This window comes from Streptomyces capitiformicae, assembly GCF_002214185.1.
GTDB classification, from domain to species: Bacteria; Actinomycetota; Actinomycetes; order Streptomycetales; family Streptomycetaceae; genus Streptomyces; species Streptomyces capitiformicae.
In genome coordinates, this window is the sequence record NZ_CP022161.1 from 8,202,480 (window position 1) to 8,216,290 (window position 13,811).

General features: G+C 69.5%; 13 protein-coding genes and 3 pseudogenes. 9 read left to right on the forward strand and 7 right to left on the reverse strand.

Going from position 1 to position 13,811, the window contains the following annotated elements:
- Nucleotides 1-69: 69 nt before the first annotated feature.
- Together CES90_RS36860 and CES90_RS36865 are read right to left on the reverse strand one after the other, a co-directional pair.
- The gene (locus CES90_RS36860) at nt 70-732 is read right to left on the reverse strand and encodes a lysophospholipid acyltransferase family protein (RefSeq protein ID WP_208921493.1); all 663 of its coding nucleotides are present in this window, start codon (nt 730-732) and stop codon (nt 70-72) included.
- Between the two features lie 277 nt (nt 733-1,009).
- Nucleotides 1,010-2,467, reverse strand: a complete 1,458-nt coding sequence (locus tag CES90_RS36865; RefSeq protein ID WP_208921494.1) for a DUF1996 domain-containing protein — start codon at nt 2,465-2,467, stop codon at nt 1,010-1,012.
- A gap of 402 nt (nt 2,468-2,869) precedes the next feature.
- Between CES90_RS36865 and CES90_RS36870 the strand changes: the two genes are divergently transcribed.
- The 4 genes from CES90_RS36870 (at nt 2,870) to CES90_RS36885 (ending at nt 5,982) form a co-directional block, all read left to right on the forward strand.
- Entirely contained in the window at nt 2,870-3,421 is a 552-nt protein-coding gene (locus CES90_RS36870; protein WP_208921495.1) for a hypothetical protein, read from the forward strand.
- 222 nt (nt 3,422-3,643) lie between these two features.
- Complete coding sequence (locus CES90_RS36875) at nt 3,644-3,979, forward strand: hypothetical protein (protein WP_208921496.1); 336 nt, start codon at nt 3,644-3,646, stop codon at nt 3,977-3,979.
- Between the two features lie 294 nt (nt 3,980-4,273).
- On the forward strand, nt 4,274-5,152 hold the full coding sequence (locus CES90_RS36880) for an oxygenase MpaB family protein (protein ID WP_208921497.1): 879 nt from the start codon (nt 4,274-4,276) through the stop codon (nt 5,150-5,152).
- On the forward strand, nt 5,149-5,982 hold the full coding sequence (locus CES90_RS36885) for a YhjD/YihY/BrkB family envelope integrity protein (RefSeq protein ID WP_232791348.1): 834 nt from the start codon (nt 5,149-5,151) through the stop codon (nt 5,980-5,982). The genes CES90_RS36880 and CES90_RS36885 overlap by 4 nt, the downstream gene beginning before the upstream one ends.
- Nucleotides 5,983-6,330: 348 nt before the next feature.
- Here CES90_RS36885 and CES90_RS36890 read toward each other — a convergent pair whose 3' ends face one another.
- Nucleotides 6,331-7,485, reverse strand: coding sequence for a hypothetical protein (locus CES90_RS36890; RefSeq protein WP_208921498.1), 1,155 nt, complete (start codon nt 7,483-7,485; stop codon nt 6,331-6,333).
- 256 nt (nt 7,486-7,741) lie between these two features.
- Between CES90_RS36890 and CES90_RS36900 the strand changes: the two genes are divergently transcribed.
- Nucleotides 7,742-9,112 (forward strand): DUF5685 family protein, encoded by a 1,371-nt coding sequence (locus CES90_RS36900; RefSeq protein ID WP_208921499.1) that lies wholly within the window; start codon nt 7,742-7,744, stop codon nt 9,110-9,112.
- 46 nt (nt 9,113-9,158) lie between these two features.
- Here the strand turns inward: CES90_RS36900 and CES90_RS36905 are convergent, their stop codons facing one another.
- The gene (locus tag CES90_RS36905; RefSeq protein ID WP_232791349.1) at nt 9,159-9,584 is read right to left on the reverse strand and encodes a hypothetical protein; all 426 of its coding nucleotides are present in this window, start codon (nt 9,582-9,584) and stop codon (nt 9,159-9,161) included.
- 256 nt (nt 9,585-9,840) lie between these two features.
- On the opposite strand from CES90_RS36905, the gene CES90_RS36910 reads away from it, so the two are divergent.
- Complete coding sequence (locus tag CES90_RS36910; RefSeq protein ID WP_232791350.1) at nt 9,841-10,944, forward strand: PP2C family protein-serine/threonine phosphatase; 1,104 nt, start codon at nt 9,841-9,843, stop codon at nt 10,942-10,944.
- A 263-nt stretch (nt 10,945-11,207) separates the two neighbouring features.
- Here the strand turns inward: CES90_RS36910 and CES90_RS36915 are convergent, their stop codons facing one another.
- Nucleotides 11,208-11,480 carry a hypothetical protein gene (locus CES90_RS36915; RefSeq protein WP_208921502.1) on the reverse strand — a complete coding sequence of 91 codons (273 nt, stop codon included), beginning with the start codon at nt 11,478-11,480 and terminating at the stop codon, nt 11,208-11,210.
- A 66-nt stretch (nt 11,481-11,546) separates the two neighbouring features.
- Here CES90_RS36915 and CES90_RS36920 point away from each other — a divergent pair, with 66 nt between their 5' ends.
- Both CES90_RS36920 and CES90_RS36925 read left to right on the forward strand, forming a co-directional pair.
- Nucleotides 11,547-12,020, forward strand: coding sequence for an SRPBCC family protein (locus tag CES90_RS36920; protein WP_208921503.1), 474 nt, complete (start codon nt 11,547-11,549; stop codon nt 12,018-12,020).
- Nucleotides 12,021-12,159: 139 nt separating this feature from the next.
- Nucleotides 12,160-12,594: pseudogene (locus CES90_RS36925) on the forward strand (SDR family NAD(P)-dependent oxidoreductase); the annotation flags it as partial.
- Nucleotides 12,595-12,856: 262 nt separating this feature from the next.
- Here CES90_RS36925 and CES90_RS50360 read toward each other — a convergent pair.
- A pseudogene (locus tag CES90_RS50360) lies at nt 12,857-12,943 on the reverse strand (GntR family transcriptional regulator); the annotation flags it as partial.
- A gap of 7 nt (nt 12,944-12,950) precedes the next feature.
- Here CES90_RS50360 and CES90_RS36930 point away from each other — a divergent pair.
- Nucleotides 12,951-13,421: an RICIN domain-containing protein gene (locus CES90_RS36930; RefSeq protein ID WP_232791351.1), complete on the forward strand. Its 471-nt coding sequence runs from the start codon at nt 12,951-12,953 to the stop codon at nt 13,419-13,421.
- Nucleotides 13,422-13,577: 156 nt separating this feature from the next.
- Here the strand turns inward: CES90_RS36930 and CES90_RS52480 are convergent.
- A pseudogene (locus CES90_RS52480) lies at nt 13,578-13,737 on the reverse strand (IS110 family transposase); the annotation flags it as partial.
- Nucleotides 13,738-13,811 lie beyond the last annotated feature (74 nt).

Consider the following 13,811-nt stretch of genomic DNA (forward strand, 5'->3'; position numbering starts at 1 on the left):
CCAGTCCTGATCTTGGGACCCTCACCGGGTGCACCATGGCACACGTGGGGCCCTACGCCGACAGTGCTGCTAGGCGGCGAGCGCGGCGGGTTCATGGAGGCGGGCGGCTGCGGTGCGCCAGGCGGCTGTCACGGCGCGGTGTGCCTGTGTCGTGCGTGCGGCGTGGTTGCCGGTCAGGGTGAGCGGTGCCCCTATGTGGACGTGGAGGCCGGGGCGGCGCAGCGGTGCGGTGGCCAGTCCGGCGAGCTGTTTGGCCGTGTTGCCCGAGGTGACCCGGCGGGCGCCGGCCTGGCCGACCGGGACGAGGGGTGCTCCGGTGCGTTCGGCGAGCCGGGACAGGCCGCTGCGGAATGGCTCGGGTGCGGCTTCGGCGGCGTCCTTGCGGAGCGGGAGTCCGCCTTCGGCGTAGATCAGGACCGGCCGGCCCTTCTCCAGCGCGGCGGCGGCGAGATCGAGCGCACGGGCGGCGCGCTCGTCCTTGCGGTGCACGGGGATGTGTCCTTCGCGGGCGAGGGCCCGGCCGAGCAGGGGGATGCGCCACAGGCCGGCGGCGGCCATGACGACGGGCTGGATGCCCAGGCGGTGCAGTGCGGCGAGTACGACGGCGGGGTCGGCGAGCGAGGTGTGGTTCGCGGCGATGATGCTGCCCGGCATCGGAGGCGCGCCGTCATCTGCGGTCACCGTGAGACGTCCGACGGCGGGTACGAGAACGTCGGCGAGCGAGCTGAGCATGTGGTTCCCCCTGGGTTGCGGCGCTGGATGACCTCCATCGTGTGCGGGCATCCTGCGCGGGGCCTGAGTGTTCGTACTCAGTTCCGCCCCGCGCGGTACCCGGACCGGCGCCGCCGGTGTAAGCCGTCGGGCCTGCAGCCAGGCCCAACTCCAACCAGGGGCCGCGGCCTTCTCATGGACGGCATGGGCAACCCTGTGTCCGCTGCATGCTCCCAGCGGCATTCCGTTCATGCTGGTGGGCGTCGCCGGCGCGACGCCCACCAGTCGGTACTCGGACTCAGCTGCACTTACGTCCGGTGTTGATGCACTGAACCGCCTTGTTCATCAGCTTCGGATCGAAGACGTTGATGAAGTCACCGTGGTCGGTGACCGGCTTGTGCTGCTGTTCGGGGAAGCTGTCCAACGAGAAGAACGGACGGCTCTTGCCGTTGTCCTTGACGCTGGGCGCGTCCACGTCGTACACGAGACGCTGCACCAACTGCGGAATGGCCTTGAAGCCGGCCGGGCAGTTGCCGCCCGCGTCGGCGAAGGCCACGTGCGTACGGTGGTTGGCGCTGTCGATGTTCTTGCCGTCCCAGCAGCTCTGGAACTTGAAGGTGCGCACCACGTCGCTGCCTGAGGGGCAGAGGGGGTACTTGTCCTTCAACTGCACCTTGTTCTCGAAGCCGGTGCAGCTCCAGGAGGCGTTGGCGTTGGCGGTGCCGTTGACGAATGCCTTGGCGTCACCGGTGATGATGCGCAGGAACTTGGGCATCGCCACGACCTTGCCGCGGGGGCTGCCCACGAAGTTCAAGGTGGCCTTCTTGGCCGTCAGGATTCGGCCCGTGTTTCCCTCGGCACCGCCGCCCTGCTTGGTGGCGTCGAACTCCTTGGTGCCGTCCTGCAGCCGCAGCACCGGCCAGTAGTAGGACGACTTGTCGCCCTTGTTCTGGCAGCTGGTCCCGGCCTTGGCGAAGTCCTGATCGCTCGAGAAGGCGTCGTTGTCCTGGTTGCCGATGTAGTCGTGCATGTGGTGTGCGCCGTTGGTGACACCGGGCGCGACGATGACGTTGTCGCTGTTGTACAGCTTGTTGGCGTTGACCCCGCACTTGCTGACGAAGACACCCTTTGACGCCTTCGCCGACCTGGCCGGTGTGCGCACATTGGGCTTCACCTTGGTGATGTCCACGAAGTCGGCGGCGACGGGGCCGTTGCCGGTCGCTCCGGCGTTGGTGTTGTTGCCACCCTGGTTGTTGCCGCCGCCCTGACCGGGGGTGGGCTGGTTGCCGGTGGCGCGCAGGGTGCAGGCCGCCAAAGCGTCAAGACCCTGCGGCTTGGGGGCCACACGGCCGATGGCGATGGCGATCCGGTCGATCGCCGCCTTCCGCTTGTCCTTCAGCGGCCCCACGATCGCGTTCTGCGCGAAGTTGGGATCCTGCTGAATCGCCCTCTGGGAGGTGGAAAGGCGCTGGTATGCCTCGGATATCTGCTTGTCGAGAAGCGCCAGTTCCCTGTCGACCTGCGCCTTGGCCTGGGCCGGCACCGATGTCAACTGCTGGCCGACGTCGGGGCAGTCGATGGTGGACGTTCCGGCCGCGAGCGCCTGAGTCTGGGCAGAGCCCTTCGACGCGCTCGTTTCGCCCGCCGAGGCGTAGATGTTGACCGCCACCAGTCCACCGGCGCCTACGGCCACCGCGGCCACCGCGCCCACCGCCCGGCGGGCAGTGTTCGATCTCTTTCGCGTGTTGCGTCTCATCAGGCCTCTCAAGGACTCTCCGGGAGCCGGCGGACTTCCGGCACGGTTCAAACGCGTCCTCAGATACGGATTTGAGCGCCGAATGCTCAGTGAATTCCCAGGTTTGTAGATTTCTCCATCCGCAAACAGTGCATGGGAGCCCAAACCTGACCCGACAACTCCCCAGTGGACCCGACCCGTTCAAGCCATACCTGGCACCACGCTCCGCAGAGTGGTCGTTCCCGCGCCCCGGGGCGGGGCGCGCGGCGTCCCGGACAACCCCCGGACAAGAGCCTGACCAGTACGGACACGGCACCTTGTGTCCGGGACAACGGCTGGGTATGGATCTCTCCTCGCCCTCCTGCCACTGTCGGTTCAGTGAGGCATGAGGAATTCGAACACCGGGTAACCAGGGGGGAATCCATGCGGAGACAACCACGAGGCGTCGCCTGTGCGGCGGCCTGGACGGCTGCGTTTCTGGGACTGGCCGCGCTGCTGACGGGCTGCGAGGGCTCTTCGGACAGTGCGTCAGGTGCGGCGGCACCCTCGGCCCCGGCCTCGGCGAGCAGCGGGTCCGCCACCGATGGAGGAAACTTCCGGAATCCGACGTCGGCGGAGCTGGACTACACGTGGTTCCCGGATGGCGATACGCCCCTCTCCCCGCTCGGGATCCGGCACGGCGAGGCCATGCTGCCGACCGTGAACCAATGTGACGGCAGCGTCACCTTCGGGGCCGAGGTGAACATCTCCTTCCCATGTGGCACCGATCGCGCCCAGGGGACACTGAGGATCAACGAGTCCGGCGACAAGATCAAGATCTCCTGGGCCGGTGGCATCACCGACACCTTCGTCAAGCGGGCTGATCTCACCGTTCCTGATCCGACCATCACCGGGACACCGGACGCGGAGGACCTCCAGCGACAGGTCGACGAACTGGAGGACATGGTCGACGACTTGGAAGGCCTCGGCGGCTGACGGCCACTCAGGCCGTGAGGAGCCGGGCCTCAGATATCCGGCGCAACCAGGACCCTCGTTTCCATGGCCGGGTCAATGTCGTGCTCGAGTTGCCGCAGAAGCACGGTCCCATCCTCGGCGTGGTGGTGCACACTCCGTCCCGCCCTGGACGACGCGGCCCCCGGCCCCGGCCACTCTCGCTACCCTGGTTCCGGAACGACGCGGACGGAGGCGCGGACGCGGATGAGTAAGACCGATCCACACATCCACGTGGAGCAGAAGGTGGTGCAGACCGGCTCCGACGTCCGTAACCTGATCGCGTCGACGCTGGGCCGCGTGCCCGACGCACCGAGCGTCGTCACCACCGGTTGCGGACACCGGGTGCCCTACGCGATGACCTCTGCCCGTCCGGAAAGTGTCACGTGCCTCGCCTGCCGGGAGCATGCTCACGGGGAGTATCGGCGCTTCGCCGACCAGGTCGAGCGCCTGAGTCGGATGCCCGGTACGACCATCACCGGTGACCAGGCGGCCACGGCCGTGGCACGGCTCCGGGACCTCGCGAGGCGGTTCTCCGCCTGAGGCGCTGTCAACGCATTGGTTCGCCGCGTTGGAACAAGCTGCGATCTTGAGAGGGCGCCCGCCCCGGCGGATGCCTTTCCCGAGCCTGCGGAAGCGGGCGCCCCGCAGGCTCGGGCTGGGCGACCGATGCGTCATCCGACCGCTGGGGCTGCGGCACACGAGCCTCCCTGCCGCGTAGGCGACACGTCGGGTCGTGGGCCCACGGCACGCGATCACCGGTCGACAAGCCGCGCCACATGTCCGGGTTTGCTCTGGTATGTCGGACACTGGGCAGTAGGAGAGAGGAGGCCGACCGTGCTGACCGTAGTCCGTGAACAGCTGGGCCAGGCCCTGTTCCGCCGTGTCGCCGGCCCCGACGGACCGGCGGCACGTGCCCGCATCCACGACACCCCCGGACCGCGCTGGTTCGGACCCGACCGCCCGATCCGCACGGTCCACGGTGACGCCTCGATGTTCATCGGCGGGCTGAGCGCACTGCTCCTGCAGTCCCTCCATCCGCTCGCCATGGCGGCCGTGGCCGGGCACTCCGGTTACCGCGGCGACCCATGGAGCCGACTGCAGCGCACCAGCACTTTCCTGGCCGTGACGACCTACGGCACCGCCGCGGATGCCCAGCGGGCGGTCGACCACGTCCGCGGCATCCACGAACGGATTCGCGGGACGACGGCCGAGGGCGTGCCGTACCACGCGGCCGATCCGCACCTGCTCGGCTGGGTGCACGCCGCCGAGGCGGACAGCTTCCTGCGCGCCCACGAACGCTACGGAGCCCGCCCGCTGGACGCCGTCGGCTACGACGCCTACGTCGCCGACACCGCGCGCGTCGCCGAGGCTCTGGGGGTGAGCGACCCACCACGCGACCGTCGCGAGCTGTCCGAGCGCCTGATCGCCTACCGGCCCGAACTGCGCGCCACACCCCAGGCCAGGAATGCCGCCCGCTTCCTGCTGTTCCAGCCTCCCCTGCCCCTTGCGGCACGGCCCTTCTACGGCGCCCTGGCCGCGAACGCCGTCGCCCTGCTCCCGCCCTGGGCCCGCAGCATGCTGTGGCTGCCCCGTGTGCCGGTCGTCGAGGACCTCGCCATACGGCCCACCGGCCAGGCCCTCACCCGGACCATCCGCTGGGCCATGACCCCACCACGCACCCTCCGAGCGCGCCGGGAAGTGAGGCACGCGTGAACGACGCCTCCGGCTCCGGCGCTTCGCGGGAGTCACGGCCGCATCACCACCGTCTGCGCGCCCGTTGGCACGACTCGGCCGTCGGACGGCTTTGGCGGCACGGCAACGACCTGGAACTGCTGCATCGGGCCATGGGATTCTCCGCGTTGGGCCTGGTCACCCTGGTCCCGCTGCTGATCGTCGTCGCGGCGGCGCTCCCCTTCCGGGAACGGGGATTCGCCCTGTGGGTGATCGACGGGATGAGCCTGTCCGGACCCCCGGCCGACGCGGTGCGCGAACTGTTCTCCGCGCCGCGCAGGGTGCTGAGCGCCACGAGTGCCCTGAGCGGGCTGCTCGTGGCGCTGTTCGGCGTCAGTTTCGCGGCGAGTGTGCAGAACGGCTACGAAAGGATCTGGGAGGTGCCCGCGGGTCCGTGGCACCACGTGTGGCGCCGCGTAGTGTGGCTCGCCGCGCTGACGGGCTATCTGCTCGCCGAGACGCAGAGCGGGGCGGTGCTGCGGGACGGGCTGGCGCAGTCTGTCATCCGGCTCATGCTCGCCTCGCTGTTCGGGGTGCTGTTCTTCTGGTGGGGCCAGCACTTTCTGCTGGGTGAGCGGGTGCCATGGCGTGCCCTGTTCCCGGGCGCGGTGGCCACGATGGCGGGACTGGGGGGCCTGCGCTGGTTCTCGGACCAGGTGTTCTCACCGCTGATCGTGAGCAACGCCGTCACCTATGGGGCCGTCGGCACCGTGCTGATCGTCCAGGCCTGGCTCGTCGGCGTGGGTTTCGTGGTGTTCGGCGGCCCGCTGCTGGGCCGCCATGTGCACCACGGGTGGCGGCGGGGCAACTGAGCGTTGCCACCGCCCGCTGGCCATGAGAAGAGGGTCGGCCCGATGCGTAGGTCTGGCCCAGGGCCTGTCGTCACATTCCCGTCTGCCCCGCGACGCCATGCACGCTCCCCCACTCTCGACTTCTCCCCCACTCTCGACTTCTCCCCCCACTCTCGGCTTCGCTCGAGCGGGAGGGGCCCCCATGAGCGGGAGGGGCCCCCGCTGCCGCACCGGGCACACACCCAAGTACGTCCAGTACGAGGGTGTATGCCCGGCACGCCGAGAGCACGCGCTTACGCGGACATCAGCCGCTGCCGCGGCGGGCGCGGGGCCGCCCTCCGGGCGACGACGGGAAGGTGACGACAGGCCCTAGCGCTCCGAGTCGGCCGACCGGGTGTCCGTGTCCTCGTTGCCCTGGGCCGTGCCGGCGGGGCGCAGACCCTTGGCGCTGTCCTTCAGGCGCTCCAGCGTGCGCGTCAGCTGCTGGAACGGAGACGTCGTGCGCGTCGTCCCGGACGGTTGCTGTCCGGCGGGAGCGGCCTCGGCGGACTCGCGGTAGGCGGCGAGCGCCTCGTGGGCGCGCTCGGCCGCCTCCCGGTACAGGTCCCGGGACTTGGTCATGGACTCCAGCGCCTCGGAGTACATCGCCACCAGCTTCCGTTGCTGGACGAGTTCCTCCTCGAGAGTGAGGAGGTGCCAGTCCTCCCGCAGCGCGGTGAGCGCGTCGTCAGCACCGTCGGGCAGTGGCCGGGGCAGCGCGGCGAACCGCGTCACCGCCGCGACGAGGTCGGCCGGCTCCGAACCGTCCAGGAACACGGTGCGTACGGCGAAGTCCTCGGAGTCGTAACCGGACGGGGCCGGGGTGCCGGGCAGCACCACCGCACCGCCGCGTGGCACCTCAAGGCCGAACTCCCGCAGCGCCCAGTTCACCATCCGCAGTTGATGCGGCGCCGCCCGGTGTTCCACGACGCGGTGGCGCAGACCCGGCGGCAGCCATCGCGCGAGGGGGAGCCGACCATGCTGGTCCGTGGTCATGGCCTCGTGGACGACGACGTGGACGCACCATCCGCCGTGGTGGCCGGAGTCCCTGAGCAGGCGCCGCGCGTCCTTGTCGTCCTCGGGCAGAGTGTTGATCCTGCTCAGCGACAGGCCTGTGGCGGCGTCGTGGTCCCAGTCGCCGTACTCGGGCCAGAACCGGGTGACAGGGGACGGCCATGCCGGATCCCACGGCTGCTCCGCCTCCGCGAGCAAGGTCCACTCCCGCCCGCCGCCCAGGTCGGGCCCAAGGCTCAGCCGGGCGCGTACGGTCACCTCGTCGGGAACCCGCCAACGGGCCTCGAAGACCCGCTCGGGAAGGTCGCCCCCGGCGTCGGGCACTTCCAGGAAGTCGTCGATGACCTGGCTGTCCTTGAGCTGTCGCAGCGTACGACGGAGTACGCCTTCCGCGTCGGGTCCGACGTGGCGGCCGCGAGCCGGCCACACCGTGGCGGGAGTCGTGGGACGGGCTGTGGGGGAGGTCGGCATGAGTCCATCGGGGAGCAGGGGCACGTGCGGATGCCAGTATCGTCGCCGCGGTCCGGCGCAGATCACTCGGGGTCCCGCCGGCCTCCGCCTCTCCGACACCACACCTGAGGCTTTCACCTCGCCGTCGGCCGCCACGGCGCCGAGTCCGGCCGCTCCTTGAGCAGATCGTCGATCGTCGCATAGCGTGCTGTCGCGCGGGTGACCTGGTTGTTCGTCACGCAAACGATCTTGGAAGTATCTACGGGGGAGAACTTCGGTGTTCGGAATCATCAGGCCATGCCGTCATCGCCTGGGCGAGGGCATGCGTACCGAGTGGATGGCGCATCTGTGTGGGCTGTGCCTGGCGCTGCGCGGCGAGTACGGGCAGTTCGCGCGGGTGGCCACCAACTACGACGGCCTGATCGTCTCGGTGCTGACCGAGGCGCAGTCGGAGCGTACCGGCGACTGGCGGCGAGGCGCCGGCCCGTGCCCGCTGCGCGGGATGCGGTCGGCGGACGTGGCGCAGGGCGAGGGCGCGCGGCTGGCGGCGACGGTGTCGCTGGTGCTGGCCGCGGCGAAGATACGTGATCATGTCGCCGACGGCGACGGCCTGCTGGGTCGCCGCCCGGTAACGCTGGCGGCACGCCGGATCGCCCACGGCTGGGACCGTGCGGGCGCCGCGGGCGGCGAACGGCTCGGCTTCGACACCGGGGTGCTGCTCGCCGCGGTCGAACGCCAGCCGGAGATCGAGCGGTTGACCGGCCCCGGCGGCTCGCTGCTGACGGTCACGGAGCCCACGGAGACGGCAACCGCCGCCGCTTTCGCGCACACGGCGGTGCTCGCCGACCGCCCGGGCAACGCCGAACCGCTGGCGGAAGCCGGACGTCTGTTCGGTCGGCTGGCGCATCTGCTGGACGCGGTGGAGGACCTGGACGCGGACCAGGCGTCCGGCGCGTGGAACCCGATCGCCGTGACCGGCGTGGACCGCGCTGAGGTGCGCCGGCTCTGCGACGACGCCATCCATGGGATCCGACTCGCCCTGTCCGAGGCCGAGTTCGTCGACGGGCGGCTGGTACGGGCGCTTCTGGGCGGCGAGTTGGAACGAGCCGTCGACCGCGTCTTCGACCCCCGGCACCGTCACCACCAGCACCGCCACCAGGTGCGGAGCCCGCGCATGCTGCCCTGGCTGGGACGCCGTACGGCGACGGAATCGCCCTCGGAGACCGGCACGGGCACGGCCTGCGGCGTCGGGGCGCTTGCGGGCGCGGCCCCGGAGGGCGTCTCGATGGCGTCGGGCCGGCCGCAGGAGGGACAGTGCCGGCGGTGTGGCCAGTGGCGCCGGTTGTGCCGCGATTGCGGGTTGTGCGTCAACTGCTGCACCTGCACCGACGACGCCGGCCAGGACGACGGAGAGCCCTGGCAGTTCGGCGAGGGCAACCGCAACGGCGGCTCGGGCCAGGACGGTTCCGGAGGCGACGGCTGGTTCGGAGGCCCGGGTGGCGGCAACTCGGGCGGCTCCTCCGGCGGTGCGGGCGGCGGCGGTCGTGGGTCCGGTGGCTCTGGTGGTTCCGGCGGTGGCTCGGGTGACGGCTGCGGCGGCGGCGGTGGCTGCTGCAACCCGTGCAAGTGCTGCGACTGCTGCGACTGAACGACGGATGAGCCGGGCGGGCCCCGCCGCCGGAGGGGCACCGGTTTCACCTCAGGGGGAGGCGTCGGCGCACTTCCGTGGTGGTTCCTGTCGCAAGGGCGAGCATGAAGAGCGCGAGCCCCAGGTAGATCACAGGATTCACCCAGCCCGGCACCAGTTCGCTTCCCACGCCGTCCGATGTCACGCACTGTGCACTGACCGGCAGTGTCTCCCGTGTCACGATGTGATCGCCTTGCAGGCCGCGCGCCGCACACAATTGGTCCGGGTCCAGGAGGTAGAACGCCGACATCACACCCCACGCGTACGCGCCGAACGCCGCCGCGCCGGCCATGACCGCGACCAGCCCGCACGTGGTGACGCTCGGCAGATGCCACCCGCTGCCCGGCAACCGCTTGTAGGCCCGCCGGGCGAGTGCCGCGGCAGTAATGACGATCACGCACGGCGCAAGGAACGGCGCAAGGGTCAGGGCCACGAAAAGAAGGCTTGCCATGCCTGCCCAGACACGGCAGAGGGTAGATCGGTTCCTCCGCCTGCGGTCCTCCTGATCCGAACCGTCCGACCGCTCTGCTTGGCCTTGATGGCCTTGATGGCCTTGATGGCCTTGAGTGGAACACCCAAGCTCAGCGAGGCAGGCTGTACCCATGCGGTCGCTCTTCCGCTCATCCGGCCCAGCAGTAGCGGGCGGCCATAGCCGAGCCCTCATGAGACTCGCGCAATGTGTGCCGTTCATGATCGTACTGCTGGCGCTGGGGATCGAGCTCTCGCCCGCACACGTTATCTATACCGGTCCCATCCTCGCCGCGATGCCGGCATTGGCTTCGCTGACGATGGGCCCGAAAGGCACCCTCTCGACAGCGACCGGGGCTGTGGCTGTCACCCTGATCACGGCCACCCTGCACCAGAGCTGGGGTGGCCAGGTCTACAGCAATCTCGTGGCCGCCCTCGTGGTGTCCATAGCCAGTGTCACCATGAGCAAGGCCGTGCGTACCCGTCGGCAGAGCGAGCTCGACCAGGTTCGCCGGGTCGCCGTGGCAGCCCAACAAGTCCTCCTGCGACCTGTACCCGCCCGGCTGGGCCCGGTGCGGGTGGCCAGCATGTATCTCGCGGCTGAGACGGAAGCGCAGATCGGCGGTGATTTGTACGAGGCGCTGCAGACACGGTACGGGGTTCGGATGATCGTGGGGGATGTCCGCGGCAAGGGGCTTCCTGCCGTGCGCTTGGCCGCAGTCGTACTGGGTGCGTTCCGGGAGGCCGTCCACTATGAGGACGACCTGGTGGAGGTGATGAATCGCTGCGCCGCTGCGTTGAGACGGGAGAGCGCCGCACCGGGTGCGGTCGGCCAGGACGAGGCGAGAGACCAGGTGGAGGACTTCGTCACCGCGGTCGTGGCTCAGGTACCCGACACATGCGTCGTCCAGGTGGTCAACCGTGGCCATCCGCCCCCACTGCTGCTGCGCCAGGGCAAGGTCCAGGCGCTGATGCCCAGCTCACCACTGCCACCGCTGGGCCTGGAAGACTTCATCACCGGTCCTCCCACCAAGCCGGAGAGCTACTCCTTCGCACCCGGCGACCGTCTGCTGCTGCACACCGACGGCGTGATCGAAGCCCGCAATCGCGACAACCACTTCTTTGCCCTGCCCCAGGCCATGGAAGCGGTGTACTCCCGCACCCCGCCGGAGTTCCTGGAACAGCTGCACCAGGCATTGATCCGCCACACCACTCAGGGCCGCCTTGCGGACGATGCCGCGATGCTCCTCGTGGACCGGCTCGACGAAGAAGCAGGCACACAGGTCGACGCAGCCGCTGCCTTCTCCGTCGACGCAACGCGTTGACCACCTCCCGACGGGCTTTCGGGCCGGCCCGGCGTGCGGGCCATGACGTTCCCGGTCACCGGGGGATGAGCGACGCGATCGGGTGTGGCCGGCCAGGATCGTGGCCTGACCGCAGCCAGGCTGCCGGGCGGGTCCACGGCGCTACTTTCGCCAGGCCGATGTCCTCCCCATAGGGGGCGACGACCGATGGTTCGACTCCGCATCACGGTGCCTGTGGGACGCGTGGGGAGCACGACCGCCGTCCGAAAGGGATCACTGTCCCTTCACGGCGCACGTAGGCTCCGGATGCGCGTGCTCGACCGGGACGCGCCGAGGAAGAAGTCCTGGCCCGGATCGCCAAGGGGCTTGTCCACACCGAGGCGGAAGCCGCCTTCCAGGGCCCGCGGCGCCGCAGCGAGCAGATCTTCGAGTACCACCACACACCACTCCGCACAGGCAACGATGTCATGATCGCGCCCAGCATCGGTCATCGGCGCCGGCAGCGTCGTCAGCCGCAGCGTTCCCTCGATGACCGTCGCGGTCGGAACCCCTTGCAAGCAGGTCTTTCAGACCTGTGTGCCCGGGTACCCGGGTTCATGCGGAACGACAGCGAGGAGGAAGCGATGAGCACGGTAAAGGAAGCGGTGGACGTCGAGGTCCCTGTGCACACCGCCTACAACCAGTGGACGCAGTTCGAGGAGTTCCCCAGGTTCATGGAGGGCGTTGAGGAGGTACGGCAGCTCGACGAACGGCACAACCACTGGACCACCAAGATCGGCGGGGTGCGGCGAGAGTTCGACACCGAGATCGTCGACCAGATGCCGGACGACCGGATCACCTGGCGCGTCATCGAGGGCGAGCCCCGGCAGCGGGGGTCGGTCAGGTTCGAGCGGCTGGACGACACCCACACACGGGTGGAACTCACGATGGACGTCGAGCCCTCCGGTATGGCCGAGAAGGGCGCGGACATGCTTGGCCTGATCGACCGCCGGGTCAAGGGTGACCTACGCCGCTTCAAGGACTACATCGAAAGGCGCGGGGGAGAGACGGGCGCCTGGCGGGGGCGGGTGCGGCCTGGGGATCCTGGTTCGGTATGACTGACGGGCGGGGCCGCACCCGGACGGCAGGTCGCGCAGCCCGTCCTCGGTCATCGGGCCCGACACCGTTGAGCCGTCAATCGCTCACCCGGAGCCGTCATGGAACCGCGGTACGCCGCCCCGGAAACGCATCGTTCCCGTGGACCTGATCACTGGATCCGACTCCGGGATCGGCCGTGCGACCGCAGTTCGACTGGCCGAGTCCGGCATGGACATCGGGGTCACCTGGCGCCGCGATCAGGAGGGGGCGCAACGGACGGCGGACGAGGTTCGCGCCAAGGGGCGCCGCGCCGAGATCGAGCAGCTCGACCTCACCCGGCGCCCGGAGGCCGCGGACGTCATCGACCGGCTGACCGAGCGGCTCGGCAGGATCGATGTGCTGGTCAACAACTCGGGGACCGGCACCATGACGCCTTTCCTCGACCTGGATCTCAGCATCGTGCGTCAGGTCATCGATGTGGATCTGGTGGGGCCCTTCCTGTGCGCTCAGCGCGCCGCCCGTCGCATGATCGCCCAGGGGGACGGCGGCCGGATCATCAATGTGACCAGTGTTCACGAGCACCAGTCGCGCGTGCGTCCATCCTCCGTGGGGGCGTTGAACACGACGGTCCCGGCCGGGACAGTGGAGCCCGCGGACGGGTACTTGCCGGGCACGGTGAAGGTGTTTCCGTCCACACCGCCAGGTCCTAGGTGTGCCTGAGCCTCTGCGACCGGTCACAGGCGGGTTCGGCCACGCATCACCGGCTCCTGCGGCCCCGTCAGTCGTGCGGGGCCCGCGCTCGTCTTCCCCGGCGCTGCGCCCACGCGCCGGGAAGTCCAGGCCCGTCCCCGGCCCGCTACCCGAACAGGCGTCGCTGGATCCCCCGGCGGTAGTCCTCCAGCGTCCTGTCGAGATGTGCCGCCGTGGCCTGGGCCGCCTCGTCCAACACCGTGTGCGCACTGGACGCGTTCGCCTACGTCTCCTTCCCTCTCAAGGACGCCCACTACAAGATCCTCAACAGGAACAGCGGAAAGGCGATCGACGTCGCAAGTGGATCCACCTCCGACGGAGCGAACATCATCCAGTGGAACGACAGCGGAGCCGTGAACCAGAACTGGCGGTACGTCGAGGTGGGTGACGGCAGTTTCAAGATAGTCAGCCGGCACAGCGGCAAACTGCTGGACGTCAACAACGGTTCCACCGCGGACGGCGCGTCCGTCATCCAGTGGGCCGACAACAACGGAGCGAACCAGCACCGGACACTGGTCGCCAGCGGAAACGGATACTACAAGATCAAGAATGTGAAGAGCGGCAAGCTGCTCTCGGTGTCCGGCTCGTCGACGACAGCGGGCGCTCAGCTCGTCCAGACGACGGACACCAACGCCGCCGGCCAGCTCTGGCAGGTGGTGAACGTGGACTGATTCTGTCAGCCGCCGCATCCCCAGCAGCCAGTTGAAGTGACCACCGGGCAGGCACGTGGAGAGCCGGATGCGTGGAAACACGCACGTCCGATTCGGGACGGCGGTCCAGGGAAACGGAACGGCAGCAATGCCGGGTCAGGGTGGCTGTCGGAGCGCTGTCTCGGGGATCTTCTCGTTGCGGGCCATCACTTCCCTGGCGAGAGTGCACGACCTGGGCGGTGATCTTCTCGCCGGGAATGGCGGTGTGCTGGTTCTCGGCAGCCTGGACAGCTGCGGCGGCAAGCGGGTCGGCGCCGCGGACCTTGCGATGGCGCAGTAGTCCTCCCGGGCCCGGAGGCGGGGAGCCCCGAGCCCGGGGCCACGAAGAAGGCGGCGGGCGCACCGGCGGCC